The sequence below is a fragment of the Herbiconiux moechotypicola genome, from assembly GCF_024979255.1.
Classification (GTDB): domain Bacteria; phylum Actinomycetota; class Actinomycetes; order Actinomycetales; family Microbacteriaceae; genus Herbiconiux; species Herbiconiux moechotypicola.
Window position 1 is genome coordinate 76672 of sequence record NZ_JANLCN010000013.1, and the last position, 26775, is coordinate 103446.

The following is a 26775-nucleotide window of genomic DNA, read 5'->3' on the forward strand; positions in this document are numbered from 1 at the left end:
GGTGATCAGTCGGTGAGGTACTCGTTGGTGTAGAACGACGACCAGTCCGGCGCCTCGGTGAGGGTGTTGCCGTCGACGTCGGCGAGCAGGCCCGACTCGAGGTAGAACTCGCCGAGGCCGGCCCACTGCTCGTCGGTCATGAGGCCGAACTCGCCGTTCTCGTCGAGCATGAAGTCGCTCGAGAGCAGCTCCTGGCTCTTGGTCACGAGCTCCTCCTCGGTGAGCACGTCGGGGTTGGCCTCCATGAGGATGGCGGCCGAGCCGTCGGGGTCGGCGATGGCGTCCTCGTAGCCCTTGGCGAGCGCCTGGGTGAAGGCCTTGGTGGTCTCGGGGTTCTCGCCCATCCAGGTCTTGTTGCCGAGCACGAGCAGGCCGTAGTTGTCGGGGAAGCCGTAGTCGGTGAACTGGAAGTACTTCATCGGGGTGCCGTTGAGCTCCGCCTCGATGCCCTCCCAGGTCTCGAACGGGATGGTGAAGTCGACGTCTCCGGAGTAGAGCGCCTCGTAGGCGCTCGTGCCGAGGGTGACGTTCTCGAACTCGCCGGTGCCGCCGTCGGCCTTGATGACCGCCTGGAGCGTCGGCACCTCGGAGGGGCTGCCGAAGCCGGCGTAGGTGAGGCCGTCGAGGTCTTTCGGCGACTGGATGCTGTCGTCGTCGGCGCGCATGCCGATGGCGGTGACCCAGGTCTGGATGGGGGCCATGATCGCCTGCACGTCGGCGCCGGCGGCCATCGAGAAGGTGGTGACGTCTTGGAAGCCGATGCCGAAGTCGGCGGCGCCCGCGTCGATCAGCGTCTCGGGGTAGGAGCCGTTGTAGGGCAGGATCTCCACGTCCAGCCCGGCCTCCTCGAAGTAGCCCTTCTCGAGGGCGACGTAGAGGCCGGTGTGGTTGGTGTTGGGCGTCCAGTCGAGGGCGAAGGTCACGTGGGTGAGCTCGCCGTCGGCCGAGGCCGTCGACTCGGTGGCGGAGCCGCCGCTGGAGCAGGCGGCGAGCAGGCCGGCGGTGGCGACGAGCGCCACTCCGGTCGCGAGGTGTCGCGTCTTCATCATTGCTGGGTCCTCTTTCGTGGTCGGGCGGTGCAGGGGGCCGTGCGGTGGGAAGGGGATCGGGATTCGGAACGGGTTCGGGATGCGGGGAGGGTGATGCGGATGCGTCACGCCGGGCGGGTGACGACCTCCATGCGGGCGACGGTGCGGCGGAAGGCCTCGTTGGCCTTCCGCACGATCTCCGACTCGTCGACGGTGGTGAGCTCGCGGCCGCGCATGAGCACCTTGCCGTCGACGATGGTGGTGTCGACCATGCCGCCGTTGGCCGCGAAGACGAGGTGGCTGGTCATGTGCACCGGGGTGTCGCGCAGCATCGGGGTGAACTCGACCGAGTTCGTCTCCACCAGGATGACGTCGGCCTTCGCCCCCGCCTCCAGCCGGCCGGTGTCGTGGCCCAGAGCGCGGGCGCCGTTGTTCGTGGCCATGCGCAGCACGTTCGCCGCCGGCATGAGCGAGGCGTCCTGCCGCTGGGCGCGGTGCACCAGCGAGGAGTACTTCATGACCTCGAACATGTCGGCGGAGTTGTTGCACTCCACGGCGTCGTGCCCGAGGCCCACGTTGATTCCGGCGGCGAGCATCTCGGGCACCCGGGCGATGCCGTTGCCGAGCTTGGCGTTCGACGAGGGGTTGTGCGAGATGTGGGTGCCGGTCTCGGCCATCATGCGGATCTCGTCGTCGTTGAGGTGCACGCAGTGCGCGGCGACCACGTCGGGGCCGAGGAAGCCGGTCTCGTAAGCGAGCTCGGTGGGCCGCTTGCCGAAGCGCTCCAGGCTGTTCTCCACCTCCGACATCGACTCGTTGAGGTGGATGTGGATGCCGATGCCGAGCTCGTCGGCGAGCGCCCGGGTGTCGCGCAGCAGCTCGGGCGAGGCCAGCGGCAGCCACTCGATGCCGAAGCGCACCTGGATGAGTCCGTTGTTCGCGCCGTGGCTGCGGTGGAAGGCGTCGACGTTGTCCTGCAGCGTGTCGAGGTTGTACTCGTCGAGCGCGATGTCGTTGGAGAGCACCGCGCGGATGCCCACGACCTCGGCGGCGTCGGCGAGCGCGTCGAGCTTGCGGTACATGTCGTTGACCGTGGTGCAGCCCGACTTGATCGACTCGGTGTAGCTCGCCATCGCCGCCCAGTAGGCGGCGTCGTAGTCGAGGGCCCGGATGAGCGGGTACCAGCATTCGTCGAGGTACTCCCAGAGCGGGAGGTGGTCGTTGTAGCCTTTGCCGAGCGCGGTGTGGAAGTGCAGGTCGACGAGGCCGGGCATCACGATCTTGTCGGTCGCGTCGATCACTTCGTCCCCCTCGCCGGCCGCCGGGGCCTCGGCGTCGGGGCCGATCCAGGCGATCCGGTCGCCGTCGATGACGAGCGCGCCCTCCTCGAGGTAGGTCCCGGCCTCGTCGAGAGTGAGGACCATGCCGTGGCGGATGATGATGCGGGACATCGCGCGGCCTTTCGGGTGGTGGATGGCGGTGGAGACCGAGTGGTTCGGGTTTCAGATCTAAGATCTTATTTAGAGGCTAAGGCCCGCGCAAGGCCCTTTCAAGCCGATTCGATCAGTGTTCACACGCGGTAACACGCTCGAAACACGACCGGTCAGAGACGCTCGTCGTCGATCACGATGCCGCCGCCGAGCCAGCCCACCGCCATCGTCACGAGGTTGGGGCCCGCGTCGTGGATGCGCGGGAACACCGACGCGTCGATGATCTTGAGCCCTCGGGTGCCGAGCACGTTCAGCCTCCGGTCGACCACGCGGTCGATGCCGCACGACGCTACGGGGTGGTTGTAGGTCTCGACCCGCTCGCGCAGGCGTGGCACCAGGTCGGAGGTCTTCCACCAGGCGTCGGCGGGCACCGTCACGATGCCCTCGTCGGCCATCGCGTCGATCACCTCGGCGGTCTTCCGCACCGCCACGGCCATGCGCTCGGCGTCGCTGTCGGTGGAGAGGTGGCCGAGCCGGATGCGGCCGCGGTCGTCGTCGCCGCGGGTGATGCTGCCCCGCGCATCCGGCTGCATGAGCGCCACCGAGACGCTGTAGCTCGCCCGCGGCGCGGTGCGGTCGTAGAGCCAGGTGGAGAAGGGGAACACCTGGAACTCGTCGGCGGGGTCGTCGGCGACGCCGGCGCGCAGCAGCGAGCCGCTCACCGGGCGGGCGAACACGTCGGCCTCGTCGCGCGCCAGCACGTTCATCATGAGCCAGGGGTGGTCTTGCAGGCCCTGACCGATGCCCGGGAGGTCGAAGCCCGAGCGCCAGAGCAGCTCGGGGGTGCTGTAGGCGCCGCCGGCCACGATGACGAGGTCGGCCGCGAGGGTCTCCACCCCGCCCGGACCCTCGATCTCGACGCCCACGGCGCGGTCGCCCTCCATGAGCACACGCCGCACCAAGGTACGGTCTCGGAGCGTCACGCGGGAGCGCACGAGCGGGGCGACGGCGGCGAGCGCGCCCCAGCGACCCTCGTCGACGCGGTTGGTCGGCCACGGGCCGACGCCCTGGGTGCCCGGCGCGTTGTGGTCGGCGCAGTCGGGGTGCCCCGCCGCGCGGGAGGCCGCGGCGAACGCCTCGTCGAGCGGGCCCTGGCTCAGACGGGTGACCCGGATGGGCCCCGAGTCACCGTGGTAGGGCCGGTGGCCGAACTGCTCGTCGGTCTCGATGGCGCGGAGGCCGGGCAGCAGGTCGTCCCACTGCCAGCCCTCGCCCCAGGCTTCGAAGCCACTCGGCTGTCCGCGCGAGCCGGCGGCCGCGTTCACGCTCGACCCGCCGCCGAGCACCTTGCCGCGCACGAGGTGGTTGCCCGAGTCGAGGTCGGTGTAGTCCCAGTCGGCCTCGGGGAAGTGGTGCTCGTACAAGAAGTTGTGCGGAACCGGGTCTCCGGGGTCGGCACCTGCCTCGATCAGCGTCACCTCGGCGAGGTCGGCCAGCCGGTGCGCGGCGAGCAGGCCGCCGTTGCCGCCGCCCGCGATCACGATCTTCATGCCGCGGCCTTCGCATTCGTCAAGCCGTCTTCGGGGTCGAGCCCGATCAGCTTCGCGAAGTTGCCGCCCATCACCCCGTCGAGCTTGGACTGCGGGAGGGGGTCGAGCCCTAGCGCGGCCGCCTCCTCGTTCACCGTGAGCAGCTTCTCACGCAGCGCGATCGGGTCGTAGAGGAAGCCGGGGAAGTCGGTGCCGAACATGATCTTCTCCAGCGGCACGAAGAAGGGCTCCGCACGGTGCAGGTAGAGGAAGAGATCGCGCCGCGTGACGGTGGCGATGTGGTAGCTGATCTCGGTGTAGAAGTTCGGGTGCTTGGTGAGCATGAACATCGCCTCGTCGATCCACGGGATGCCGCAGTGCGCGATGATGACCTTGAGGTCGCGGAAGTTGCGGCCGATGTCGTCGAGCAGCGCCGGGCGGCCGTACTCCATCTTCGCGTCGATGCGGGTGGATCCCGCCTGGTGGATCATGACCGGGATGCCGAGGTCGCGCGCCGCGGCGAGCACCGGAAAGGCGAGGTCACGGTCGACCGGCGACCAGTGCTGGTACATCGGGTAGAGCTTCACGCCCTTCAGCCCGTCCTCCTGCACGGCGCGGGCCAGCTCGTCGACGGCGGCCTTCACACCCCGGTAGGCGGGGTTCACCGAGGCGAAGCCGATGATCTTCTCGGGTTCGGCCCGCACGCATCCGGCGATGTACTCGTTGCAGCGCTCGGGGTGCTGCTCGCCCGCCACGTCGGTCTGACCGAGCACGTCGACCGTGCCCATGAGGCGGCCCTCGAGGTACTGCGGGCTCACGGCCAGCGCCACGATCTTGTCGAAACCCGGATGCGCGGCGACGCTCTCGTGCGGGCCCACCACGCCGAAGCCGTCCTTGCCCTCGGCGGCCTCGATCTCCTCCCACTCGTGGTCGACCGGGCAGCGGTGGCTCGGGAGCTTGCCCTCGGCGCGGTAGATGGTGAGCGAGCCCTCGCGGCCGTAGCGCTTGGTGAAGGCCGCGTCGGTGCCCATCGAGAGGATGTGGGTGTGGGCGTCGATCTGCAGGGTCATGGGTGGTGCTCTTTCTCTAGCTGAGGTCTGACCAGGTGGCGCCGGAGAAGCCCTGATCCCAGAACTGCCGCTCCAGGCGGCACCCGGTGAGGAAGATCTCGGCGGCGCGGCGGCGCGCGGCCTCCGGCATGCCGGCGAGCTCACGGTCGAACGACTCGCGGAGGGTGGTCACGACGGCGGCGTAGTCGCCGCTGGCGAAGAAGGCGAGCCAGCCGCTGTAGACCGGATGCGCGACCGCGCCGTCGACGAGGCCGCGGGCGATCTCGCCGTAGCTCCACGCGCAGGGCAGCAGGGCGGCCGCGATGTCGTTCGCGTCGCCGTTCGCCGCGATCGAGAGCAGCCACGAGGTGTAGGCCACGGTGGCGGGGGCGCGCACGCCGTCTCGGGCCGGAACCGCGCCCGCGAGCTCCACGACGCCCGCGAGCATCCGCTCGTTCTGCGGGATCTCGACCTTCACGATGTTGACGAGCGCGTCGGTGTACTCCTCCAGCACGACGCCGTTCTGGGACCGGGAGGCGCCCACTGCGAGCATGCGCGCGTAGTCGGGCAGGTAGAGCAGGTTCTGGGTGACGTAGTAGCGGAAGCGCTCGAGCGGGAGGGAGGCGTCGGCGAGGCCCGCGGGGAAGGGGTGCTCGAGGAGGGCCTGCCAGAGGGGGCCGACGGATGCGCGGAGCTCGGCGGTGGTCGCGGGGGCGGCGGCCGTGGGGGCGGCGGTGGGTGTGGTCATGCGGCGGCCTCGGTCGGTGCGGCGGGAGAGTGGCGGCGCTGGCCGAAGTGGCCGCGCAGGGTGGAGCCCTCGTAGGCGGTGCGGAAGATGCCGCGCTCCTGCAGCTCGGGCACCACGAGGTCGACGAACTCGTCGATGCCCTCGGGCAGGGTGCTGGCGTTCACGTTGAAGCCGTCGGCCGCCCGGCCGTGGAACCAGGTCGCCAGCTCGTCGGCGATCATCGACGGCGTGCCGACGCTCGTGAAGTGGCCGCCGCCGGCCGAGATGCGCTCGAGCATGGTACCCACCGCCACCCGGCCGCCGTCGTCGGCGGTGGAGAGGGTCTGCATCATCACGTAGCGTCCCTTCGGGCCCGGGAAGTCGTCGAGCGGGGGCAGCTCGGGCATCGGGTCGTTCCGGTCGAGAGCCGAGCAGTCCATGCCGATGTAGCCGCCGAGCACCTCGAGCTGACGGTCGAGCGACTTGAGCGAGTCGAGGTGGCGCTTCTTGTCCTGCGCCTCGGCGAGCGTCTCGCCGATCACCGTCACGACACCGGGCAGCACCACGATCTCGCTCTCGTCGCGGCCGTGGGCGCGGGTGCGGCGCTTGATGTCCTCGTAGTAGTCGCGGGCGTCGGCGAGGGTCGAGCCGATGCCGTAGATGGCCTCGGCGTAGCGCGCCGCGAGGTCGCGGCCCTGCGGCGAGGCGCCCGCCTGCACCAGCACCGGGCGGCCCTGCGGGCTCGCGGGGATGTTGAGCACCCCGTCCACGTCGAAGCTGTCGCCGTGGTGGCTCACCGGCCGGAACTCCCCGGGCGCGATGAAGTCGCCGCCCACCTTGTCCATGGCGAGCGCGGTGTGTGGGTAGCTCTGCCAGAGCTCGAGCATCACCTCGGCGAACTCCTGCGCGCGGGCGTAGCGGCCGGCCGGGGGCAGAAGGGCGGGCATCCCGTGCAGCGGCGCCTCGGCGTCGCTCTGCGAGGTGACGAGGTTCACCCCGGCGCGGCCTCGGCTGATGAGGTCGAGCGAGGCGAGCGAGCGCGCGGCGTTGAAGGGGTCGTGGAAGGAGGCGGAGAGGGTGCCGATGAGGCCGATGCGCTCGGTCTTGGCGGCGATGTAGGAGAGCAGGGTGAGCGGCTCGAACAGGGCGGCGGCGCTGTTGTGCAGGGCGCCGAAGGTGGCGAGGTGGGCGTCGGCGAGGAAGACGGCGTCGAACAGGCCGCGCTCGCAGCTCTGCGCGAAGCCCACGAAGGTGTCGGGGTCGAAGGCGCTCTCGCGGGTGGCCGACTCGCGCTGCCAGGCGGCGGGATGGTGACCGTAGAGGCGCATGAAGAGGTTGAGGTGCAGCATCCGCTCGCCGCTCGGCTGCTCGCCGCCTGCAGCCCGCGCGTCACGGGCGCCCCGCGCGTCGCGTGTGTCTCGCTCGACCATCTCGCACCGCCGTCCGTCTCGAGTGACCCTCTTGAGATCTAGGATCTAATATCTCGATTACGACGATGTCACGGTCATGTTTCCGGCGTGTGTACCCGCGGGTCGTGGCCGGCGTCGTGCGCGACGCCGAACTCGGGGTGGTACGCGGGATCGTGCAGTTCGTGCCACGAGACCGTCGCGCAGTCCTCGCCGAAGGTGAAGTCGCCGAGCACGCGCTCCCCGGCGAGCACGGCCGGCAGCCAGTACTTCGCGTCGTCCCACATGTCGCCGAGCGGCAGAGCGTCGATGCGGTACCAGGCGGGGTTCACCTCGTCGGACTCCTGCGGTTCGCCCCGCCAGCGGGTTCCCACGAAGACCGTGGAGTCCTGGCTCCAGTTCTCGCGATAGGGGAAGGCGAACTTCACCAGACCCATCTCGGTGAGGTCAGCCGCCTCCACGACGAGGCTCGACTCCTCGAACACCTCCCGCACGGCGGCTTCGACCGCGGTCTCCCCCGCCTCGATCTTGCCGCCGAGGCCGACCACGTTGCCCGAGCCGAGGCCCGTCTTCTTGCGCCCCAGCAGCACCTCGGGCTCACCGTCGTCTCCCACGCGTGTGAGGAACACCACGCACACCTGATAGGGGGAGACCGGGGACACGTGTGGATGATAGCCGCCGGATGTGTTCGGGATGTTTCGGGCGTACCCTCGAGCCATGAGCACCTTCATCGATCCCCCGACCCCCGAGTCGTTCGAGCACAACGGTCAGCACCCCGAGGTCGACGAAGACGAGCAGCAGGACTCCTTCGACCACCAGGTCGAAGAGGAGATCCGCGAGCTCATCGGCGACGCCGAGCCCACCGACGGGCCCGCGCCCGCGGGCTGAGCCGCACGCCCGGCCCGGGGGCTAGCGCGTTCTCGGGTCCTCGGGGGCGTCCGGGTCGGCGGCGAGCTCCCAGGGCAGCGGCCCCTCGAGCTCGACCGGCTCGGCCGGGGGCTCGTCGAAGCCGCCGGGGCGCTCGACGCGACCGAAGAACCCCATCTGATTGCCCTTGGGCAGCACCGACGCATCCGTGGTCTTCTCGCCGAAGAAGCGGCGGCGCAGGCGCTCGTTGAAGCTCATCGCAGGTGCTTCAGCATGCGCGTGTTGCCGAGGGTGTTGGGCTTGACGCGCGCCAGGTCGAGGAACTCGGCGACACCCTCGTCGGGCGAGCGCACGAGCTCGGCATAGACCTCGGGGTCGACCAGCGAGAGGGGCGACGCGGTGTAGCCGTTGCGCTCGAAGAACGGCACCTCGAAGGTGAGGCAGAACAACCTGCTCAGGCCGAGCTCGAGCGCATCGGCCTCGAGCGCCTGCAGCAGGGCATGGCCCACGCCCTGGCCGAGCCAGTCGTCGTGCACGGCGAGAGTGCGCACCTCGCCGAGGTCCTCCCAGAACACGTGCAGGGCGCCGCAGCCGATGGGCGTGCCCTCGGAGTCTTCGGCGATGCGGAACTCCTGCACCGCCTCGTAGAACACCACGGCGTCCTTGCCGAGCAGGATTCGTCGCTGCACCAGGGGCTCCACGAGGCTCTGGATCCACGGGACGTCACTGGTGCGCGCCCGCCGCACGGTCACGGCGGTCGTCTTGCTCGAACTCATCGCACAATCGTAATGCCCGGGCGCACCCCACCCCGCGCACGCAGAGGGGCCGGACACCTGTGCGGTGCCCGGCCCCTCAATCGGATGCTGCTGGTGTCAGTCGAGATCGCCCAGGGCGGCCGCAGCCGCGGCGGCGGAGACCTGCTCGGGGTCGGTGCCCGCGCCGATGGCGACGGGCTCGCGCGAGGACTGCTCGAAGGTGAACTTGCCGTCGACGAAGTCCACGTGGATGTGGTCGCCGGCGTTGAGCTCACCCTGCAGGATGCGCTCGGAGAGCTGGTCCTCCACCTCGTGCTGCATCGCGCGGCGCAACGGCCGGGCGCCGAGCGCCGGGTCGAAGCCCACCTGGATGAGGCGCTCCTTGGCGGCGAGCGTGAGCTCGATCGTCATGTCGCGGTCGAGCAGGCGGTCGCGCAGGCGCTTGATGAACAGGTCGACGATCTGCAGCAGCTCCTGCTGGTTCAGCTGCGGGAACACGATCGTGTCGTCGACGCGGTTGAGGAACTCGGGCTTGAAGTTCTTCTTCAGCTCCTCCGACACCTTCGCCTTCATGCGGTCGTAGGAGGTGGACTCGTTGCCCGACACCTGGAAGCCGATGGGGCTGCCCGTGATGTCCTTCGTGCCGAGGTTCGTCGTCATGATGATGACCGTGTTCTTGAAGTCGACCACGCGACCCTGACCATCCGTCAGACGCCCCTCCTCCAGCACCTGGAGCAGCGAGTTGAAGATGTCGGGGTGCGCCTTCTCGATCTCGTCGAACAGCACCACCGAGAACGGCTTGCGGCGCACCTTCTCGGTGAGCTGGCCGCCCTCTTCGAAGCCGACGAACCCGGGAGGGGCACCGAACAGCCGCGAGACGGTGTGCTTCTCGCCGTACTCGCTCATGTCGAGCGAGATGAGCGCGTTCTCGTCGTCGAAGAGGAACTCGGCGAGCGCCTTGGCGAGCTCGGTCTTGCCGACGCCGGTGGGGCCGGCGAAGATGAACGAGCCCGAGGGGCGCTTCGGGTCTTTCAGGCCCGCGCGCGTGCGGCGGATGGTGCGGGACAGCGCCGCGATGGCCTCGTTCTGGCCGATGACCCGCTGGTGCAGGGCCTTCTCCATGAACACCAGGCGCGCCGACTCCTCCTCGGTGAGCTTGAACACCGGGATGCCCGTGGCCTGGGCCAGCACCTCGGCGATGAGCCCCTCGTCGACGATGCCGGAGGTCTGCACCTCGCCCGACTTCCACTGCTTCTCCAGGCGCAGCCGCTCGCCGAGGAGGTTCTTCTCCTCGTCGCGCAGGCTCGCGGCCTTCTCGAAGTCCTGGTCTTCGATGGCGGCTTCCTTCTGGCCGCGCACCGCGGCGATGCGCTCGTCGTACTCGCGGAGCTCGGGCGGCGACGAGAGGATGCTCAGGCGCAGGCGCGCACCGGCCTCGTCGATCAGGTCGATCGCCTTGTCGGGCAGGAAGCGGTCTTGCACGTAGCGGTCGGCGAGGTTCGCCGCGGCCACGATCGCGCCGTCGGTGATCGACACCTTGTGGAACGCCTCGTACTTGTCGCGCAGGCCCTTCAGGATGTTGATGGCGTGCGGCAGGCTCGGCTCGGCCACCTGGATGGGCTGGAACCGGCGCTCGAGGGCCGCATCCTTCTCGAAGTGCTTGCGGTACTCGTCGAGCGTGGTGGCGCCGATGGTCTGCAGCTCACCGCGGGCGAGCAGCGGCTTGAGGATGCTCGCGGCGTCGATCGCGCCCTCGGCGGCACCCGCACCCACGAGGGTGTGGATCTCGTCGATGAAGGTGATGATGTCGCCGCGGGTGCGGATCTCCTTGGTGACCTTCTTCAGGCGCTCCTCGAAGTCACCGCGGTACCGGCTGCCGGCGATGAGCGAACCGAGGTCGAGCGTGTAGAGCTGCTTGTCCTTCAACGTCTCGGGCACGTCGCCGCGCACGATCGCCTGGGCCAAGCCCTCGACGACGGCGGTCTTGCCGACGCCGGGCTCGCCGATCAGCACGGGGTTGTTCTTCGAGCGGCGCGAGAGGATCTGCATGACCCGCTCGATCTCCTTCTCGCGGCCGATCACGGGGTCGAGCTTGTTGTCGCGTGCGGCCTGGGTGAGGTTGCGGCCGAACTGGTCGAGGATCTGCGAGCCCTTGTCGGGCGCCGCGTCGTTGCCGCCGACCGCGACCTGCTCCTTGCCCTGGTAGCCGGAGAGCAGCTGGATGACCTGCTGTCGCACCCGGTTGAGGTCGGCCCCGAGCTTCACCAGCACCTGGGCGGCCACGCCCTCGCCCTCGCGGATGAGGCCGAGCAGGATGTGCTCGGTGCCGATGTAGTTGTGGCCGAGCTGCAGCGCCTCACGGAGACTCAGCTCGAGCACCTTCTTCGCGCGCGGCGTGAAGGGGATGTGCCCGGTGGGCTGCTGCTGGCCTTGGCCGATGATGTCCTGGACCTGCTCACGCACGGCGTCGAGCGAGATGTTGAGAGACTCGAGCGCCTTGGCGGCGACGCCCTCACCCTCGTGGATCAGGCCGAGCAGGATGTGCTCGGTGCCGATGTAGTTGTGGTTGAGCATCTTGGCCTCTTCTTGGGCCAGGACGACGACGCGGCGAGCGCGGTCGGTGAATCTCTCGAACATGTCTGTCTCCCTGGTCGCCAGGGCCGGTGGATGGCGACCGTTACGTCGAGACTAGCCAGCCCGGAGGGGGCGGACAGCCCCTGTTCGCCGTGGGCGTGACCCGATCCGACTCCTCCTGCACACGCCACCACGCTCACGCAGCTCTCCACCGATCGCGCCGCAGGGCGGTACCCGGCCGACGGATGCGGTGAGATCCCTCATGACCATTGCTCAACACAAGTTAACTTGCTAGCGTGCCGTGGAGATCCGCATCTCGCGAAGCGCCTTCAAGCACGGTATCCCCAGAGAGGACCTCATGCACGCACTACGACATCCCCTGCGCCGGATCGACCTCGACGATGGGTTGACCATGTCCATCGGTCCCTCGCGCAGCGGAAGCCTCCTCGAGGTGTGCATCGTGACGGACGACGACGGACCTCGCGTGATTCACGCGATGCGTGCGCGCCGCAAGTTTCTGTGGAGGCCATGATGCCCCGATCACTCGAAGAGATCGCCGCACTGGATGAGTACTACTCCGCTCGCTGCGAAGCGTACGAGCCCGATCCCGCCGACGAGATCGACATTCGCGCGCACGACGAGCTCGTTGCGGCCGCGGCAGCGCGGGCTGCTGCCGAAATGCGGCTGGCCGCCGCAGTCGTCGCCGCGCGGAACGGCAACATGACCTGGGGCACGATCGGGGCGATCGTGGGCACGTCGGGAGAGGCGGCGCGGCAGCGGTACGGCAGGCCCGGCGAGGGGCCGGGACGAGCGAAGCGCCCGGCCGGCCGACGGGAGGTCGGGTAGCCGGGCGCTTCGGGTGAGGCGCTGAGACCGCTGACCGCGGTCGAGCGGCCGGTCAGGAAGGGAGCGTCAGACGCGCACCTCGGGGGCGGTGCCGCCCTGGTACTGCGAGCTGCCGAAGGCGAGGATCGGGTAGCCGATGAAGGGCAGCGGCCAGAACAGCAGGAAGAAGCCGAACGCTCCGCCGCGGCCGAACTTGCGGGCCACCTCGACGGCGACGATGATGCCGATCACGATGTTGACGATCGGGATGATGTACCAGATGAACCACCATCCCGGGCGGCCGGCCACCTTGCACAGGGTCCAGATGTTGTAGAACGGGATGATCGCGGCCCAGCCGTGCAGGCCGGCCTTCTTGAACGTGCCCCAGTGCCCGATGATGACGAGCACAGCGACGATGAAGCCGAAGAGCCCGGAGACCGGGTCGAACTGGTAGCTGTACGAGTAGCTGGTCTCGCTGATGGTGGACAGTGACATGATGGAGCCCCCTAGGCGTGTGATGGGACGTCGCGAATCGCGCGCCGGTCCTGAGCCTATTGCAGAATAGGATGCGCCCATGAGCATCCACGTCATCGAAGCCCGCGAGGTGCCGCTCGGCGGCCCGCGCGCGATGACCGTGCACCGCACCCTGCCGAGCCGCGAGCGCACCACCATCGGCGCCTGGTGCTTCATCGACCACTATGGCCCGGCCGACGTCTCCGAGACCGGCGGGATGCACGTGCCACCCCACCCGCACACCGGCCTGCAGACCGTGAGCTGGCTCTTCGACGGCGAGATCGAGCACCGCGATTCCGTGGGCAGCCACGCCTTCGTGCACCCCGGCACCCTCAACCTCATGACGGCCGGGCACGGCATCTCGCACTCCGAGGTCTCGACCGCAGCCACCCGCATCCTGCACGGCGTGCAGCTCTGGGTCGCCCTGCCCGACGCTGCCCGCGACACCGCGCCGCACTTCGAGAGCCACGACGCCGCGCGCACCACGGTCGACGACGCGACGGCGGCCGTCTTCGTCGGCTCGTTCGCGGGCGCCGAGGTCGCGGCCGGTGCCTACTCGCCCCTCGTCGCCGCCGAGCTCGCGCTGCCCGCGGGCGGCGTGGCCGACCTCCCACTGAACCCCGACTTCGAGTACGGCGTGCTGGTCGACACGGGCCGGGTGCTGCTCGACGGCGACCCGGTGGCGCGCACGGAACTCGCCTATCTCGACACCGGCCGCGCGAGCGTCCGCGTCACCGCCGGTGTCGAGCCGGTGCGGCTCGTGCTGATCGGCGGCACGCCGTTCGGCGAGAAGCTGCTCATGTGGTGGAACTTCGCGGGCCGCGACCACGACGAGATCGTGGCCTTCCGCGAGGAGTGGCGGAAGGAGTCGGGCGCCGAGCCTGGCCTGGCGGATGCGCGGGAGGGCGAACCCGCGAGCCCCCGCTTCGGCGCGACCGACCACCACTACACGGGCCGCCCGCTCCCCGCACCCGAGCTCCCCGGCGTCAGGCTGCAGCCGCGCTCACGTTGACGCCACTCAGGCGAACACGCCGAGGTGATCGAGCAGGATCTTCGTGCCGATGCCGAGGAGGATCAACCCGCCCACGACCTCGGCCGGCCCGCGGAACCGCAGCCCGGCGCGGTGCCCCACTAGCATGCCGACAAAGGTCAGCACCAGCGTGGTGAGCCCGATGGTCGCGATCGCGAACACGATCGACACCTCGACGAACGCGAGCGACACGCCCACGGCCAGCGCATCGATGCTCGTCGCCACCGCCAGCACGAGCAGCTCCCGCACGTCGAGCCGCGCGTCGATCTCCTTCTCCTCCTGGCGGGAGAAGGCGTCCCAGAGCATCTTGCCGCCGATGAGCACGAGCAGCCCGAACGCGATCCAGTGGTCGACCGGTTCGATGAAGGCGTAGAGCTGGGTGCCGAGCAGCCAGCCGATGAGCGGCATCACCGCCTGGAAGGCCCCGAAGGTGACGGCCACGACCAGCGCGCGACGCCAGTCGAAGCGGCGCATCTGCAGCCCCTTGCCGAGCGCCACCGCGAAGGCGTCGGCGGAGACGCCGAGCGCGAGCACGAAGACAGACCAGACAGCCACGAGAGAACAGTCTGCCGACCGCTCGGTCGCCCGACCGCCGAAAAGCCCCGATTGACAGCATTTCGGGCTGCCGAACCCCCAGCTTTCAGGCGACCCGAAACACGGCCCGAACCCCCGGCGCGGCGGCTACTGGATGGCCGAGGTAAGCCGCGCCAGGTTGTCGAGGATCGTCGACCGCAGCGGCTGCTTGTGCCACTCGTCGAGCGTGAGCTCGCGGCTCACCGCGCGGTAGCCGTCTTCGATGGCCCGCATCTCCCGCACGAACGAGCGCCCGCGCACCATGAGCGACACCTCCATGTTGAGGCTGAACGAACGCATGTCCATGTTGCTCGACCCGATCACCGCCACCTCGTCGTCGATGGTGAAGTGCTTGGAGTGCAGGATGTACGGCGCCTCGTACATGTAGATGCGCACGCCGGCCTGCAGCAGCACCTCGTAGTAGGAGCGCTGCGCGTGGTACACCAGCGCCTGGTCGCCGATCTCCGACACGAACAGCTGCACCTCCACCCCTCGCTGCGTGGCGGTGGTGATGGCGTACATCATCGCGTCGTCGGGCACGAAGTAGGGGCTCGTGATGATGATGCGCTCCTGGGCGCTGTAGAGCAGCGCCAGGAACAGCCGGAGGTTGTTCTCACCCTCGAACCCGGGGCCGGAGGGCACCACCTGCATGTCGAGCGCATCCGGCTCGTCGTCGATGATGTCGTCGGTGATGGGCCTGGTCTCGCGCAGCAGCAGCTCGTTCGACTCGCTGTACCAGTCGGTGATGAAGATCGCGTTGATGCCGGCCACGATCGGGCCCTCGAGCCGCGTCATGAGGTCTTGCCACTTGAGCCCGCGGCGGATGTTGCCCTTCTTGTTGTAGCTGCGGTCGACCACGTTCTGCGACCCCATGAAGGCGACCTCGCCGTCGACCACGAGGATCTTGCGGTGGTTGCGCAGGTCGGGCCGCTGCCACTTGCCCTTGAGGGGCTGCACGGGCAGCATGAAATGCCACTTCACGCCCATCTTCGTAAGCAGCTTCACCGTCTTCTTGAAGCCGGGGGCCCGCACCGAGGCGATGTGGTCGAGCAGCACCCGCACCGTCACCCCGCGCTTCACGGCGGCTCCGAGGGCGTCGAAGAAGGGGGCGGTGGTCGTGTCGTACGACAGGATGTAGAACTCGGCGTGCACGTAGCGGTGCGCGTTCTCGATCTCGGCCGTCATCATCCGGATGCTCGCGTCGTAGTCGCCCACCAGGCTGGCACTATTGCCGCCGACAAGCGGCATGGCGCCGAGCGTGCGGTTGAGCTCCACCACGTTCTTGAACCACGGCGGCCACGGGTGATCGTCGCTGACCTGGTCGATGCCCTCGGTGGTCTCGATGATGAACTCGTTGATGGCGTGCTGCTTGTCGCGCCGCGACTTGGGGAGCTTGTAGCTGCCGATGAGCAGGAAGAGCAGAAAGCCCACGTAGGGCAGCACGAAGATGGCCATGAGCCACGCGATGCCGGTGGAGGGGCGGCGGTTGCGCGGCACGACGATCACGGCGGTGATGCGGATGGCGAGATCGACGAGCACCAGGATGAGCGCCACGAATGCCGCGATGTCCACGCTCGACACGGTGCCTCCCCCCGGATTCCCCGTGGAACCCTCAGGGATACCGTATCGGTTACTCGGCGGTGCCCTTCGCGGGCGGCAGGCCGAGTCGGGCCCGCTCCTCGCGCTCGATCTTCGCGTGGGCGCGGCGCTCGGTGCGGTCGGCCCGGATGAGGGCGCGCATGATGAACCAGAACACCAGCCCCACCAGCACGGTCGGGGCCAGTGCGTACACCGCGGGCCAGAAGTCGTCCATCACCCTCCACGATACGTCATCCGACGCGGGCGATCAGCACGCTCACGAGCAGCGCCACGATGACGGTGTTGAACGTGAAGGCGATGATGCTGTAGCTCATCACGACCCTGCGCATCGGCCGCGAGGTGAGATCGACATCGGAACCACCGAAGGTCGTGCCGATCTGGGCGGCCAAGTAGAGGTAGTCGCCGAACAGCGGCCGGGTCTCGCCCGGGAACTCCGCTCCCCCGTGCAACTCGTCGTGCCGCGCGATGTGCACGGCGAACGACACCATGGTGACCGCCCAGGAGCCGGCGACCGCCGCGACCGCGCTCCAGGTGACCAGGGGCGAGGAGGAGACCTGGGGGTTGAGGGCGAGGTAGATCACGGCCAGGATCGCGAAGCTCGATCCCGTGACCGCCCACGAGATCGCGCCCGCACCGAACGACGCCGCGAGCACCCGCTGCCACCGCTTCGCGGGAGGAGCCGTGCGCCGCAATCGCCTGGCCAGTTCGGTCGAGCCCACGCGACCGAACACGACGAGGGTGATCACGATGACGCTCACGCAGTAAGCGCCCCAGAACAGCAGCACCCCGGCCGCGCTGAGCTCGCTCACCCCCACGTCGAAGAGCCCCAGGGCCACCAGCTGGAGCCCGAAGCCCACCACCACGGCGGGCACCATCGCGACCAGGCTCCGCGGGATGTCATGAGCGAACACGGGCACGCGGCGGCCCGCTCGAGCGGCGGTCATGCGCACGACCGTACCCGGATGCAACGGCACCCGCCGCCACTAGTGGGTGATGATGCCCCAGATCCCCGAACCGAGCAGGTAGAGCCCGATGGCTCCCACCACCACCCAGATCACCACGCGCGCGGTCGACGGCTTGGTGGAGGGGTCGCCGTCGCCGCGCTCCTCGGCTTTCTTCTGCTGGTTCTCGCGCTCGGTCTTGCCGGGCTCGAACGGGTCGTCTTTGCGACCGCCACCGAAGAGACTCATCAGTTCACCATCCCGTCACTTCACCAGGGGGAACAGGATCGTCTCGCGGATGCCGAGACCCGTGAGCGCCATCAGCAGGCGGTCGATGCCCATCCCCATCCCGCCCGAGGGCGGCATGCCGAACTCGAGCGCCCGCAGGAACTCCTCGTCGAGCCGCATCGCCTCGTCGTCGCCCGCGGCCGCCTGCTTCGCCTGCTCGACGAAGCGCTCGCGCTGGATGACGGGGTCGACCAGCTCGGAGTAGCCGGTGGCCAGCTCGAAGCCGCGCACGTAGAGGTCCCACTTCTCGACGACACCCGGGATGCTGCGGTGGGCCCGGGTGAGCGGGCTCGTCTCCACGGGGAAGTCGAGCACGAAGGTGGGCCGCACGAGCGATCCCTTCACGAAGTGCTCCCACAGCTCCTCGACGAGCTTGCCGTGGTTGGGCAGGTGCACCTCGACGCCCTCGCGGTCGGCGAGGGCCTGCAGCTCGGCCACCGGGGTCTCGGGGGTGATCGACAGGCCCGCCGCGGCGGAGAGCGACTCGTACATGCTGATGCGGTCCCACTCGCCGCCGAGGTCGTACTCGGTGCCGTCGGCCCAGGTCACCACGTGCGAGCCCGCCACGGCGAGCGCCGCGTTCTGCACCAGCGTCTGGGTGAGCTCGGCGATCGAGGTGTAGTCGCCGTACGACTCGTAGGCCTCGAGCATCGCGAACTCCGGGGAGTGGGTGGAGTCGGCACCCTCGTTGCGGAAGTTGCGGTTGATCTCGAACACCCGGTCGATGCCGCCGACCACCGCACGCTTGAGGAAGAGCTCGGGCGCGATGCGGAGGTAGAGCTCGGTGTCGAAGGCGTTGGAGTGGGTGACGAAGGGGCGGGCCGCGGCACCGCCGTGGATGGTCTGCAGCATCGGCGTCTCGACCTCGAGGAAGTCGCGGCCGGCGAAGGTGGAACGCAGCGAGGCCATGGTGAGCGCGCGCGTGCGCACCACCTGGCGGGCCTGCTCGCGCACGATGAGGTCGAGGTAGCGGCTGCGCATACGGGTCTCCTCCGAGAGCTCGCTGTGCAGGTTGGGCAGCGGCAGCACGGCCTTCGAGGCGATCTTCCAGCCCGTGGCCATCACCGAGAGCTCGCCGCGGCGCGAGGAGATGACCTCGCCCGACACGAAGAGGTGGTCGCCGAGGTCGACGTACTCCTTGAAGTCGGCCAGCGACTGCTCGCCCACGTTCGCCAGCGAGATCATGGCCTGGATGCGCGAGCCGTCACCCGACTGCAGCGACACGAAGCAGAGCTTGCCGGTGTTGCGCAGGTGCACCACCCGCCCGGCGAGGCCGACGGTCTCGCCGGAGACCTCGTCGGCCTGCAGGTGACCCCACTTCGCGCGCACGGCCGGGATGGTGGTGGTGACCGGCACCGACACCGGATAGGCCTCCATGCCCGACTCGTTGAGCCGCTCGCGCTTGGCCAGCCGCACGGCCTTCTGCTCCGACACCTCGTCGTCGGTGGGCTCGGCGGGCGTGAGGGTGGCGGCGGGCGCGTCGGTCATGGTGGGGTGTCTCTCCTAGAAGTCCCGACAAGCCTAGCCGGGTGGGCCGCTTCTCGGCCCGGATGCCGTCAGCCCGAGCTCGCTCAGCCCAGGTAGATGGCGGTGGTGTCGATGAGCCGGGTGTCGCCCACCTTCGCGGCGATGACGACCCGGGCGCGGCCGCGGTAGTCGTCGTCGACCGGGAGGAAGGTGTCGGGATGCACGACCGCCAGGTAGTCGAGATCGACGAGCTGCTCGCCCATCGCCGCCGACTGGGCCGCGGCGAGCACCGCGTCGATGCCCCGGTCGGCGGCCGACTCGGCGGCCTCGAGCACGTGCGGGAGGGTCACCGCGGCACGGCGCTCCCGGGCGTCGAGGAAGCGGTTGCGGCTCGAGAGCGCCAGCTCGTCGCTGTCGCGCACGGTCTCCACCACCTCCACCCGCACGGGCATGTTCAGCTCGGCCACCATGCGGGTGACCAGGAAGACCTGCTGCGCATCCTTCTCGCCGAACAGCACCACCTGCGGCCCCACCGCGTTCAGCAGCTTGGCCACCACGGTGAGCACGCCGTCGAAGTGCCCCGGCCGGCTGCGGCCCTCGAACATGCCGCCCACCCGGCCCGCGGTGATGCGGGTGGCGATGTCGCCGTGCGGGTAGAGCTCACCCACCTCGGGCGCGAACACGATGTCGGCCCCGCGGCCGGTGAGGATGCGCACATCGGCGTCGAGGTCGCGCGGGTAGCGCTCGAGGTCGGCGGGGTCGGTGAACTGCAGGGGGTTGACGAAGATCGACACGACCACGACCTCGGCGAGCTCGGCAGCACGCTCCACGAGCGCGAGATGGCCGGCGTGCAGAGCCCCCATGGTCGGCACGAGGGCCACACCGGAACGGTCGCCCGCGGCGTCACCGCCTGCTCGCCCGACCCGGGCCGTGGCGGACTCGATCTCGCGACGCAGCTCGGCCACCGTCGTCACGACGACGGGAGCGTGCGGGGCGAGGGCGTCGGAAGCTTCTGCCACCGGTACTCCTTAGCTGTGCTCGCGGCCCGCCGAGACGGAACCGCCGCAACGATGCTACCCCGTCAGAGCGCGGGGCCGTCGTCGGCGCGAGCCAGCGCGTTCTCCACGGCGGAGCGCACCAGCGGTGCCAGCAGGCGGCCCGCACCCTCCACGCCCACGGCGCGCAGCATCCCGACCGCCTGATCGACGATCGCGGCCGAGAACCCGCTCGCGGTCTCGATTGCCTCGGCGTAGGCCGCGCGGTCGGCCTCGGCCACGACGACGGGCTCGCCGCCCATCTCCACCACCAGCGCCTGCGCGATGGGCAGCACGGGTGCGGGGGCGGTGACCGCGAAATGCGTGCCGGCCAGCCGCCCCACGTCGACGCTCGTGCCGGTGAACGACATGGCGGGATGCACGGCCAACGGGATGACGCCGGCCCGCCGGGCGGGCTCGAACACCTCCACCCCGAACCCGGCCGCGGTGTGGAGGGCGAGCTGCCCCATCTGCCAGGTGCCGGTGTCGGCGAGTCCGGAGATCAGCGCGGGCAGCTGATCCGAGGGCACGGCGAGCACCACGAGCTCGCTGCGCTCCACGACCTCGGGCACGGTGAGCAGCGGCACCCCGGGCAGCAGGGCGTCGGCCCGCTCACGGCTCGACTCGGAGATGGCGGCGACACCCACGAGTGCGTGGCCGGCTCCGGCGAGTGCGGCGCCGAGCACGGGGCCCACCCGGCCGGCGCCCACGATGCCCACGCCCAGTCGCCCCGATCGCTGGTCAGGTCTCATCCGATCTCCCCCTTTCGTCGTCGGGCCGCTCCGCCCAGCGATGGCTGCGGTCGGAGTCGATGGCGATCACCACGGCGGCCGACCACTCCTCGAACTGCTCGCGGGCCACCTCTCTGTCGACGACGGCGAGCTCGGGCCGCACCGGCCCCGCCACCGTGTGCACGGTGAGCTCCGCGAGACCCAGCCCGCGACGCACCGGCCCCTGCGATACCCGGATGCTCTGCACCCGCGCCAGCGGAACCACCACGAGCCGCCGCCACACGAAGCCGCCCCGCAGCAGCAACGCCGCCTCGCCGCGGGCGAACCCGGTGCGGCGCCACGAGAACGGGCGCAGCAGTCGGGCGCGACGCGGCGCATCCGTGAACCCCTCCCCGCGCCGAGCGGTGAGGCCGGCGTCGACGAGCCGCCCCGTCTCGGAGCCGGCCATCCCGGGCACGAGCAGTTCGAGCACCCTGCGAGCATCGTCGATCGTGCCCACCGGCAGCATGGTGGTGCTCGCCTGAGCGGTCGCCTCGCCCGCCGCGCCCGCGCGGTTGATGCGGATCATCCACCAGCCCGCCGGCCGCCAGAGGAGCGGCTGACTCACCTCGATGGCGTGGACGCGGCCGGGCGGGAGCGTGTCGTTGTTGGTGGAGAGGAGGCCCGAGCCCACGCGGATGCCGTCGGGCGTGCCGGCGATGCTGTAGCGCAGGGTCTTCGTGAAGCGGTTGACGTAGTAGCCGATCGCGGCCACCAGCCCCGGCAGCACGATGAAGGCGAGGAACTCGCGGCGCCCGAGCATCGAGGTGGTGAGCAGCAGCGCCACGGCGAGCACCACCATCACGGTGAAGCCGCTCAGCACGAGCGAGCCGATCAACCGGCCCGGGGGGATCTTCACGACCGATTCCGGCGCCGCCAGCGAGGGGTCGAGCTCGGGCGCCAGGAGTTCGCGCACACGCTGGTTGACGATACCCTCGCGCTCACCCGGGGGCGACGGATGTGCGGTGTCGACCTGCGCTTCCGCCGCCCGCGCGCCCGAGGCGAGTCGCAGCACCTCGCCGCGGAGGGCGTCGGCATCGGCGCCGCCCAGGTAGGCCAGCTGGACCTTCGCATCCTGACCCGCGACGCTGATGTCGACTCGGGCGGTGCCGAACAGGCGCGCGAAGAACGGCCGGTCGATCGCCACGCCCTGGATGCGGTCGATGCGAGCCCGACGGTGCGTGCGGAACAGCACGCCGCTGCGCACCTCCACCACGTCGTCGCCGATGCGGAAGGTGTGCAGACGCCAGGAGAGGAAGAACGAGGCGATGCCGAGCAGCAGGAGACCGGCGACGACGAGGGCCGCCCAGCCGAGCTGGCCCCGCTCATAGGCGGTCTGAAGGGGGTCGCCGGGGAGCTCCGGGGCGCCGAACAGCCAGTCGATGAGGCGTTCGCGGAAGTTCGCCACCACGAAGCCGAGGATGGCGATGAGCACGATCCCCCCGCGCAGCAGGGGCGTGGCGGGGTGGAGCCGGTGCCAGCCGCCGTCGGCGAGGTCGTGTGTCACCCTCGCGCCCCCGTCATTGCAACTCCCCCGTCACCGCATCCGGGGCCGTGGCCGGGTCAGAGGCCTGCACGGCGCGACTCCGCGAGGGCGACCAGCCGGTCGCGCAGCTCGGCCGCCTCGGCCTCGGGCAGCCCGGGGATGGTTACCCCGGTCGAGGCGGCCGCCGTGACGAACTTCAGCTCGGCGAGCCCGAGGGCGCGCGCCACCGGCCCGCGGTTCACGTCGATGAGCTGCATGCGGCCGTACGGCACGGCCACGACGCGCTGGAACATGATGCCGCGGGTGAACAGCAGGTCGTCGTCGCGCATCCGGTACCCGATCGCCCGCACGCGGCGCGGCGCAAGTGCCAGCAGCAGCACCGCCACCACGATCGCCACCGCGAGCGCCGGCCAGCCGAACCAGGTGCCGAGCACGATGAACGGCACTGTGGCCCCACAGAGCACGAGCCCGGTGATGAGGCTGGAGACGAGCTCCACGCCCACGTAGCGTGGGCTCACCCGGCTCCACTCCTGCCCCGAGATCAACGCCGCCGCCATCGCCGCCACCGCCTCACTTCGCCTCGGGCTCGTCGGGCGGGAGCGTGCAGAGCCGCTCGGCCACGAGACCGGCCACGAGCAGCACCGCTCCCGCCACGGCGGTGGCGATGCCCGGCCAGAGCGACCCGGCGTCGGCGATCACCGGGCGGGTGAGCAGGAACGCCAGCACCCCGACCCCGAAACCGGCCATCAGCGCACCCACGAGGCTCGACGCCTTCGCGAGCACGACCACCCGCATGGCCCGGAACGGGTCGATGCGCCGGGTCGACGTGCCACGGATGGCCCGCCGGATGGGGATGGCCAGTGCCAGCACGATGGCGCCGGCCGCCACGAGCGTGATCGCGATGGTGAGCGGCGGGTTCACCACGGCCAGCCCCGCCGAGGCGAGCGACACCTCCAGCACGAACCCGATGACGACACCGAGCAGCGCGAACAGCACGACCGTCACCGGCCGGGTGTGCCTCACCGGCGCTCTCCGACGTAGGGGCGCAGGGTGGTCTCCGGGATGCGCGTGACGAGGTCGGCCGCGCGGCCGGCGCCCGGGAGCTCGGCATCGGGGTCGATCTCGAGCCACGGCACCAGCACGAAGTCGCGCTCGGCGGCGCGGGGGTGGGGCAGGATGAGCCGCGCCGTGTCGAGCTGCAGGTCGCCATAGGCGATGATGTCCACGTCGAGGGTGCGGTCGCCCCACCGCTCGAGCCGCACCCGGCCGTGGCGGGCCTCGATGTCGTTCACGAGCGCGAGCAGGGCCTCGGGATCGAGGGTGGTGCGCACGGTCGCGACGGCGTTGAGGTAGCCGGGCGCCTCGTAGTCGATGCCCTCCGGCTTCACCGCCACCGTCTCGTAGAGCCGCGAGAGCCGCACCACCTCGAGACCCTCAGCGGCGTTCAGTTCGTCGACCGCGGCGAGGATGGTCGCTTCGCGGTCGCCCAGGTTGCCGCCGAAGGCGAGGACGGCCGGAACAGGGGGCAGGGCTGAGGCGGTCGGCGTGATCATGAGGCGGGGCCCTCCGGTGGGCTGGCGGGTCGGGATCGCGTGATGGTGACGGAGACGTCGGTGAAGGGCACCGGGATGGGGGCCCCGGGCTTGTGCACGACCACGCGCACCCGCTGCACCGGGCGGTGGGCGAGCACGAGGGTCGCCACGCGCTCGGCGAGGGTCTCGATGAGGTCGACGGGGTCGGCCGCGACCGACTCCGAGATCTCGACGGCGAGCTCGCCGTAGTGCACCGTCTCGGCGAGCGCGTCGCCGGCCGCCGCGGCCGTGGTGTCGAGCCAGAGCGCGACGTCGATCACGAAGCGCTGGCCGTTCTCACGCTCGAAGTCGAACACGCCGTGATGGGCGAACACCTCCAACCCGGTGAGGGTGAGGATGTCGAGTTCTTCGGTGCCGGGCGCGCTCATGACTGTGCCCCACTCTGCCATGCCCGGGCGACACCGAGCGCCTGACGGGTGGAATCGATGTCGTGCACCCGCACCCCCCACGCACCCTCACGGGCTGCGAAGGCGGCCACCACCGCCGAGGCGAGATCGCGGTCGCCCGGCCGGGTGCTGCCCGGTTCGAGCTCGCCGAGGAAGCGTTTGCGCGAGGCGCCCACGAGCAGCGGCAGGCCCAGGGCCGTCAGCCGGCCGAGGTGGCCCAGCAGGCTCCAGTTGTGCTCAGCGGTCTTCGCGAATCCGATGCCGGGGTCGAGCACGAGGCGGTCGGGCGAGACGCCCTTGACGATGAGCTGAGCCGCGCGCAGCTCCAGCTCGCCCGCCACCTCGGAGACGACGTCGTCGTACCGGGCGGCCTGCTGCATCCACTCGCTGTGGCCCCGCCAGTGCATCACGACGAAGCGCACCCCCGACGCCACGACCAGTTCGTCCATCTCGGGGTCGGCCAGGCCACCCGAGACGTCGTTGATGATCGCCGCCCCCGCTTCGATCGCGGCGGCGGCGGTGGAGGCGTTCATGGTGTCGACGCTCACCGTGATGCCGCGCGCCACCAGTTCGCGCACCACCGGGAGCACCCGGCGCTGCTCCTCGGAGATCGCCACCCGGGCGGCGCCGGGCCGGGTCGACTCGCCGCCGACGTCGATGATGGTCGCTCCCCTGGCCACCATGCCCTCGGCATGGCGGACGGCGCTGGCCCGGTCGGTGTAGTGCCCCCCGTCACTGAACGAGTCAGGAGTGACGTTCAGGATGCCCATGATCTCGGTCATGCGGCTGCTCCCCGCCCGTTACGCGGTGGCGGGGCGGGGATTGATGCGCGGTGCGCGCTTGGGCGCGGCCTCGGGTTCGGGATCGGAGTCGACCCCGCCGTCGACGGCGGCGCTGTCGATCGGCGCCTTGGCGGCCGGGAACTCCACCGGGGGCAGTTCGGAGACAGGGCGCTTGTCGCTGGAGAGCCACTGCGGTCGCGGCGGGAGCTTCTTCACGTCGGCGAAGATCTCGGCCAGCTGCTCGTGGTCGAGGGTCTCCTTCTCGAGCAGGGCCGCGGCCAGCTTGTCGAGGATGTCGCGGTTCTCGTTGAGCACCTTCCAGGCCTCGTCGTGCGCCGCCTCGATGAGGCCGCGCACCTCGGCGTCGACCTGCTGGGCGAGGCTCTCGGAGTAGTCGCGCTCGTGGCCCATGTTGCGGCCGAGGAACATCTCGCCCGAGGCGCTGCCGAGCTTGACCGCGCCGAGCGAGGAGGTCATGCCGTACTCGGTCACCATCTTCTTGGCGGTGCCGGTGGCCTTCTCGATGTCGTTGGAGGCACCCGTGGTCGGGTCGTGGAACACGACCTCCTCGGCCACGCGACCACCCATCGCGTAGGCCAGCTGATCGAGCAGCTCGTTGCGGCTGACCGAGTAGCGGTCCTCGAGAGGCAGCACCATCGTGTAGCCGAGAGCGCGGCCGCGGGGAAGGATGGTGACCTTCGTGACGGGGTCGGTGTGGTTCATCGCCGCCGCCACCAGGGCGTGACCGCCCTCGTGGTAGGCGGTGACCAGCTTCTCCTGGTCGCGCATGATGCGCGTGCGGCGCTGCGGGCCCGCGATGACGCGGTCGATGGCCTCGTCGAGAGCGCGGTTGTCGATGAGCTGCGCGTTGCTGCGCGCCGTGAGGAGCGCGGCCTCGTTGAGCACGTTCGCCAGGTCGGCGCCCGTGAACCCGGGGGTCTTGCGGGCCACCACGTCGAGGTCGACACCGGCGGCCAGCGGCTTGCCCTTGCCGTGCACCTCGAGGATCTTGCGGCGGCCACCGAGGTCGGGGGCGTCGACGCCGATCTGCCGGTCGAAACGACCGGGGCGCAGCAGCGCCGGGTCGAGGATGTCGGGGCGGTTCGTGGCGGCGATGAGGATGACGTTCGTCTTCACGTCGAAGCCGTCCATCTCGACCAGCAGCTGGTTGAGGGTCTGCTCGCGCTCGTCATGCCCGCCGCCCATGCCGGCGCCGCGGTGGCGGCCGACGGCGTCGATCTCGTCGATGAAGATGATGGCGGGCGAGTTCTCCTTCGCCTGCTGGAAGAGGTCGCGCACACGGCTCGCACCCACACCCACGAACATCTCGACGAAGTCGGAGCCCGAGATGGAGTAGAACGGCACACCGGCCTCACCCGCGACCGCGCGGGCGAGCAGGGTCTTGCCGGTTCCGGGAGGGCCGTACAGCAGCACGCCCTTCGGGATGCGGGCGCCGACGGCGAGGAACTTCGCGGGCTCCTTCAAGAAGTCCTTGATCTCCTCGAGCTCCTCCAGCGCCTCTTCTGCGCCGGCCACGTCGTCGAAGGTGACCTTCGGGGTCTCCTTCGTGACGAGCTTGGCCTTCGACTTGCCGAACTGCATGACGCGGTTGCCGCCGCCCTGCATGCCGGAGAGCATGAACCAGAAGAACGCCGCGATGAGGATGATGGGCAGGAACAGCCCGAGCGCCGAGAGGAACCAGTTCGGCTGCGGAACCTGGTCGTTGTAGCCGTCGGCGGGCGCCGCATCCGTCACCGCCTGCACGACCTCGTCACCGCGGGGGGCGACGTAGTAGAACTGCACCTTCGAGCCGTACTCGTCGTCGGGGTTGGTGAGCGTCATGTCGACACGCTGCTCGCCGTCGATGATGGTGGCCTCGGAGACCTTGCCGCTGGAGAGCATCGACAGGCCCTCCTGCGTGGTCACCTGCTGATAACCGGCGCCGGTGATCAGGCTGAACCCGATCCAGAGAGCGATCGCACCCAGGAGGATGTAGGGAATGGGAGATCGAAGGATCCGTTTGGCGTTCATGTCTCTTCATCGCTTCGGTGCCGCCTGCGGCGGTGGCACGGTGCTTGTGTCGGTGAAGAAAGGCTACCCGTCGCCGACTGGACGCCGCCTCCA

The 26775-nt window shown here is 70.0% G+C and carries 29 protein-coding genes; 3 read left to right on the top strand and 26 right to left on the bottom strand.

The window, feature by feature from the left end; genetic code table 11:
- Positions 1-5 precede the first annotated feature (5 nt).
- From N1031_RS17660 to N1031_RS17690, 7 genes are all read right to left on the bottom strand, one after another.
- A complete protein-coding gene (locus N1031_RS17660) occupies positions 6-1049 on the bottom strand; it encodes an ABC transporter substrate-binding protein (protein WP_259481108.1) in 1044 nt (347 codons plus the stop codon).
- 104 nt (positions 1050-1153) lie between these two features.
- Positions 1154-2479, bottom strand: coding sequence for an amidohydrolase family protein (locus N1031_RS17665; RefSeq protein ID WP_259481110.1), 1326 nt, complete (start codon positions 2477-2479; stop codon positions 1154-1156).
- 152 nt (positions 2480-2631) lie between these two features.
- Positions 2632-4008: a GMC family oxidoreductase gene (locus N1031_RS17670; protein WP_259481112.1), complete on the bottom strand. Its 1377-nt coding sequence runs from the start codon at positions 4006-4008 to the stop codon at positions 2632-2634.
- On the bottom strand, positions 4005-5057 hold the full coding sequence (locus tag N1031_RS17675; protein ID WP_259481113.1) for an amidohydrolase family protein: 1053 nt from the start codon (positions 5055-5057) through the stop codon (positions 4005-4007). Before N1031_RS17675 ends, N1031_RS17670 begins: the two co-directional genes overlap by 4 nt.
- Before the next feature lie 16 nt (positions 5058-5073).
- The gene (locus N1031_RS17680; RefSeq protein WP_259481115.1) at positions 5074-5784 is read right to left on the bottom strand and encodes a TenA family protein; all 711 of its coding nucleotides are present in this window, start codon (positions 5782-5784) and stop codon (positions 5074-5076) included.
- Positions 5781-7193 carry an NtaA/DmoA family FMN-dependent monooxygenase gene (locus N1031_RS17685; protein WP_259481117.1) on the bottom strand — a complete coding sequence of 471 codons (1413 nt, stop codon included), beginning with the start codon at positions 7191-7193 and terminating at the stop codon, positions 5781-5783. Before N1031_RS17685 ends, N1031_RS17680 begins: the two co-directional genes overlap by 4 nt.
- Before the next feature lie 74 nt (positions 7194-7267).
- Positions 7268-7831: an 8-oxo-dGTP diphosphatase gene (locus N1031_RS17690; RefSeq protein WP_259481118.1), complete on the bottom strand. Its 564-nt coding sequence runs from the start codon at positions 7829-7831 to the stop codon at positions 7268-7270.
- 55 nt (positions 7832-7886) lie between these two features.
- Between N1031_RS17690 and N1031_RS17695 the strand changes: the two genes are divergently transcribed.
- The gene (locus N1031_RS17695; protein WP_259481121.1) at positions 7887-8057 is read left to right on the top strand and encodes a hypothetical protein; all 171 of its coding nucleotides are present in this window, start codon (positions 7887-7889) and stop codon (positions 8055-8057) included.
- Between the two features lie 21 nt (positions 8058-8078).
- Here N1031_RS17695 and N1031_RS17700 read toward each other — a convergent pair whose 3' ends face one another.
- The 3 genes from N1031_RS17700 to N1031_RS17710 all read right to left on the bottom strand — a co-directional run bounded on the left by N1031_RS17700 (position 8079) and on the right by N1031_RS17710 (position 11428).
- A complete protein-coding gene (locus N1031_RS17700) occupies positions 8079-8294 on the bottom strand; it encodes a hypothetical protein (protein ID WP_259481124.1) in 216 nt (71 codons plus the stop codon).
- Positions 8291-8812 (bottom strand): amino-acid N-acetyltransferase, encoded by a 522-nt coding sequence (locus N1031_RS17705; RefSeq protein WP_259481126.1) that lies wholly within the window; start codon positions 8810-8812, stop codon positions 8291-8293. The genes N1031_RS17700 and N1031_RS17705 overlap by 4 nt, the downstream gene beginning before the upstream one ends.
- Positions 8813-8908: 96 nt before the next feature.
- Positions 8909-11428, bottom strand: coding sequence for an ATP-dependent Clp protease ATP-binding subunit (locus N1031_RS17710; RefSeq protein ID WP_259481129.1), 2520 nt, complete (start codon positions 11426-11428; stop codon positions 8909-8911).
- 468 nt (positions 11429-11896) lie between these two features.
- Between N1031_RS17710 and N1031_RS17715 the strand changes: the two genes are divergently transcribed.
- The gene (locus N1031_RS17715) at positions 11897-12211 is read left to right on the top strand and encodes a hypothetical protein (protein WP_259481131.1); all 315 of its coding nucleotides are present in this window, start codon (positions 11897-11899) and stop codon (positions 12209-12211) included.
- A gap of 66 nt (positions 12212-12277) precedes the next feature.
- Here the strand turns inward: N1031_RS17715 and N1031_RS17720 are convergent, their stop codons facing one another.
- Entirely contained in the window at positions 12278-12685 is a 408-nt protein-coding gene (locus N1031_RS17720) for a DUF5684 domain-containing protein (RefSeq protein ID WP_259481132.1), read from the bottom strand.
- Positions 12686-12764: 79 nt separating this feature from the next.
- Here N1031_RS17720 and N1031_RS17725 point away from each other — a divergent pair, with 79 nt between their 5' ends.
- Positions 12765-13715, top strand: coding sequence for a pirin family protein (locus tag N1031_RS17725; RefSeq protein ID WP_259481133.1), 951 nt, complete (start codon positions 12765-12767; stop codon positions 13713-13715).
- A gap of 6 nt (positions 13716-13721) precedes the next feature.
- Here the strand turns inward: N1031_RS17725 and N1031_RS17730 are convergent, their stop codons facing one another.
- The 15 genes from N1031_RS17730 to ftsH all read right to left on the bottom strand — a co-directional run bounded on the left by N1031_RS17730 (position 13722) and on the right by ftsH (position 26682).
- A complete protein-coding gene (locus N1031_RS17730; protein WP_259481134.1) occupies positions 13722-14288 on the bottom strand; it encodes a manganese efflux pump MntP in 567 nt (188 codons plus the stop codon).
- Between the two features lie 126 nt (positions 14289-14414).
- Positions 14415-15887: a cardiolipin synthase gene (gene cls, locus N1031_RS17735; protein ID WP_259481136.1), complete on the bottom strand. Its 1473-nt coding sequence runs from the start codon at positions 15885-15887 to the stop codon at positions 14415-14417.
- 49 nt (positions 15888-15936) lie between these two features.
- Positions 15937-16119, bottom strand: a complete 183-nt coding sequence (locus N1031_RS17740) for a hypothetical protein (RefSeq protein ID WP_259481137.1) — start codon at positions 16117-16119, stop codon at positions 15937-15939.
- Between the two features lie 16 nt (positions 16120-16135).
- Positions 16136-16849 carry a DUF1345 domain-containing protein gene (locus N1031_RS17745; protein ID WP_259481138.1) on the bottom strand — a complete coding sequence of 238 codons (714 nt, stop codon included), beginning with the start codon at positions 16847-16849 and terminating at the stop codon, positions 16136-16138.
- 39 nt (positions 16850-16888) lie between these two features.
- Complete coding sequence (locus N1031_RS17750; protein ID WP_259481139.1) at positions 16889-17095, bottom strand: hypothetical protein; 207 nt, start codon at positions 17093-17095, stop codon at positions 16889-16891.
- A gap of 15 nt (positions 17096-17110) precedes the next feature.
- Entirely contained in the window at positions 17111-18622 is a 1512-nt protein-coding gene (gene lysS, locus N1031_RS17755) for a lysine--tRNA ligase (protein WP_259481141.1), read from the bottom strand.
- A gap of 83 nt (positions 18623-18705) precedes the next feature.
- Positions 18706-19620 (bottom strand): pantoate--beta-alanine ligase, encoded by a 915-nt coding sequence (gene panC, locus N1031_RS17760; protein ID WP_259481143.1) that lies wholly within the window; start codon positions 19618-19620, stop codon positions 18706-18708.
- A 62-nt stretch (positions 19621-19682) separates the two neighbouring features.
- Positions 19683-20387, bottom strand: a complete 705-nt coding sequence (locus tag N1031_RS17765; RefSeq protein WP_259481145.1) for a Rossmann-like and DUF2520 domain-containing protein — start codon at positions 20385-20387, stop codon at positions 19683-19685.
- A complete protein-coding gene (locus N1031_RS17770) occupies positions 20377-21912 on the bottom strand; it encodes a PH domain-containing protein (protein WP_259481146.1) in 1536 nt (511 codons plus the stop codon). Before N1031_RS17770 ends, N1031_RS17765 begins: the two co-directional genes overlap by 11 nt.
- 56 nt (positions 21913-21968) lie before the next feature.
- Entirely contained in the window at positions 21969-22448 is a 480-nt protein-coding gene (locus N1031_RS17775; protein WP_259481148.1) for a PH domain-containing protein, read from the bottom strand.
- A 13-nt stretch (positions 22449-22461) separates the two neighbouring features.
- Complete coding sequence (locus N1031_RS17780; protein WP_259481150.1) at positions 22462-22914, bottom strand: DUF3180 domain-containing protein; 453 nt, start codon at positions 22912-22914, stop codon at positions 22462-22464.
- Positions 22911-23444 (bottom strand): 2-amino-4-hydroxy-6-hydroxymethyldihydropteridine diphosphokinase, encoded by a 534-nt coding sequence (gene folK, locus N1031_RS17785; protein ID WP_259481153.1) that lies wholly within the window; start codon positions 23442-23444, stop codon positions 22911-22913. Before folK ends, N1031_RS17780 begins: the two co-directional genes overlap by 4 nt.
- Positions 23441-23851, bottom strand: coding sequence for a dihydroneopterin aldolase (gene folB, locus N1031_RS17790; protein WP_259481155.1), 411 nt, complete (start codon positions 23849-23851; stop codon positions 23441-23443). The genes folK and folB overlap by 4 nt, the downstream gene beginning before the upstream one ends.
- Positions 23848-24651 (bottom strand): dihydropteroate synthase, encoded by an 804-nt coding sequence (folP, locus tag N1031_RS17795; protein ID WP_259481157.1) that lies wholly within the window; start codon positions 24649-24651, stop codon positions 23848-23850. Before folP ends, folB begins: the two co-directional genes overlap by 4 nt.
- Before the next feature lie 18 nt (positions 24652-24669).
- Positions 24670-26682 (bottom strand): ATP-dependent zinc metalloprotease FtsH, encoded by a 2013-nt coding sequence (ftsH, locus tag N1031_RS17800; RefSeq protein ID WP_259481158.1) that lies wholly within the window; start codon positions 26680-26682, stop codon positions 24670-24672.
- Positions 26683-26775: the final 93 nt, after the last annotated feature.

What these genes read in the sequence shown, in the direction of transcription:
- N1031_RS17660 (WP_259481108.1), bottom strand. Translation starts at nt 1,049, where the DNA reads ATGATGAAGACGCGACACCTCGCGACCGGAGTGGCGCTCGTCGCCACC.
- N1031_RS17665 (WP_259481110.1), bottom strand. Translation starts at nt 2,479, where the DNA reads ATGTCCCGCATCATCATCCGCCACGGCATGGTCCTCACTCTCGACGAG.
- N1031_RS17670 (WP_259481112.1), bottom strand. Translation starts at nt 4,008, where the DNA reads ATGAAGATCGTGATCGCGGGCGGCGGCAACGGCGGCCTGCTCGCCGCG.
- N1031_RS17675 (WP_259481113.1), bottom strand. Translation starts at nt 5,057, where the DNA reads ATGACCCTGCAGATCGACGCCCACACCCACATCCTCTCGATGGGCACC.
- N1031_RS17680 (WP_259481115.1), bottom strand. Translation starts at nt 5,784, where the DNA reads ATGACCACACCCACCGCCGCCCCCACGGCCGCCGCCCCCGCGACCACC.
- N1031_RS17685 (WP_259481117.1), bottom strand. Translation starts at nt 7,193, where the DNA reads ATGGTCGAGCGAGACACACGCGACGCGCGGGGCGCCCGTGACGCGCGG.
- N1031_RS17695 (WP_259481121.1), top strand. Translation starts at nt 7,887, where the DNA reads ATGAGCACCTTCATCGATCCCCCGACCCCCGAGTCGTTCGAGCACAAC.
- N1031_RS17700 (WP_259481124.1), bottom strand. Translation starts at nt 8,294, where the DNA reads ATGAGCTTCAACGAGCGCCTGCGCCGCCGCTTCTTCGGCGAGAAGACC.
- N1031_RS17705 (WP_259481126.1), bottom strand. Translation starts at nt 8,812, where the DNA reads ATGAGTTCGAGCAAGACGACCGCCGTGACCGTGCGGCGGGCGCGCACC.
- N1031_RS17710 (WP_259481129.1), bottom strand. Translation starts at nt 11,428, where the DNA reads ATGTTCGAGAGATTCACCGACCGCGCTCGCCGCGTCGTCGTCCTGGCC.
- N1031_RS17715 (WP_259481131.1), top strand. Translation starts at nt 11,897, where the DNA reads ATGCCCCGATCACTCGAAGAGATCGCCGCACTGGATGAGTACTACTCC.
- N1031_RS17720 (WP_259481132.1), bottom strand. Translation starts at nt 12,685, where the DNA reads ATGTCACTGTCCACCATCAGCGAGACCAGCTACTCGTACAGCTACCAG.
- N1031_RS17725 (WP_259481133.1), top strand. Translation starts at nt 12,765, where the DNA reads ATGAGCATCCACGTCATCGAAGCCCGCGAGGTGCCGCTCGGCGGCCCG.
- N1031_RS17740 (WP_259481137.1), bottom strand. Translation starts at nt 16,119, where the DNA reads ATGGACGACTTCTGGCCCGCGGTGTACGCACTGGCCCCGACCGTGCTG.
- N1031_RS17745 (WP_259481138.1), bottom strand. Translation starts at nt 16,849, where the DNA reads ATGACCGCCGCTCGAGCGGGCCGCCGCGTGCCCGTGTTCGCTCATGAC.
- N1031_RS17750 (WP_259481139.1), bottom strand. Translation starts at nt 17,095, where the DNA reads ATGAGTCTCTTCGGTGGCGGTCGCAAAGACGACCCGTTCGAGCCCGGC.
- lysS (WP_259481141.1), bottom strand. Translation starts at nt 18,622, where the DNA reads ATGACCGACGCGCCCGCCGCCACCCTCACGCCCGCCGAGCCCACCGAC.
- N1031_RS17765 (WP_259481145.1), bottom strand. Translation starts at nt 20,387, where the DNA reads ATGAGACCTGACCAGCGATCGGGGCGACTGGGCGTGGGCATCGTGGGC.
- N1031_RS17775 (WP_259481148.1), bottom strand. Translation starts at nt 22,448, where the DNA reads ATGGCGGCGGCGTTGATCTCGGGGCAGGAGTGGAGCCGGGTGAGCCCA.
- folK (WP_259481153.1), bottom strand. Translation starts at nt 23,444, where the DNA reads ATGATCACGCCGACCGCCTCAGCCCTGCCCCCTGTTCCGGCCGTCCTC.
- folB (WP_259481155.1), bottom strand. Translation starts at nt 23,851, where the DNA reads ATGAGCGCGCCCGGCACCGAAGAACTCGACATCCTCACCCTCACCGGG.
- folP (WP_259481157.1), bottom strand. Translation starts at nt 24,651, where the DNA reads ATGACCGAGATCATGGGCATCCTGAACGTCACTCCTGACTCGTTCAGT.
- ftsH (WP_259481158.1), bottom strand. Translation starts at nt 26,682, where the DNA reads ATGAACGCCAAACGGATCCTTCGATCTCCCATTCCCTACATCCTCCTG.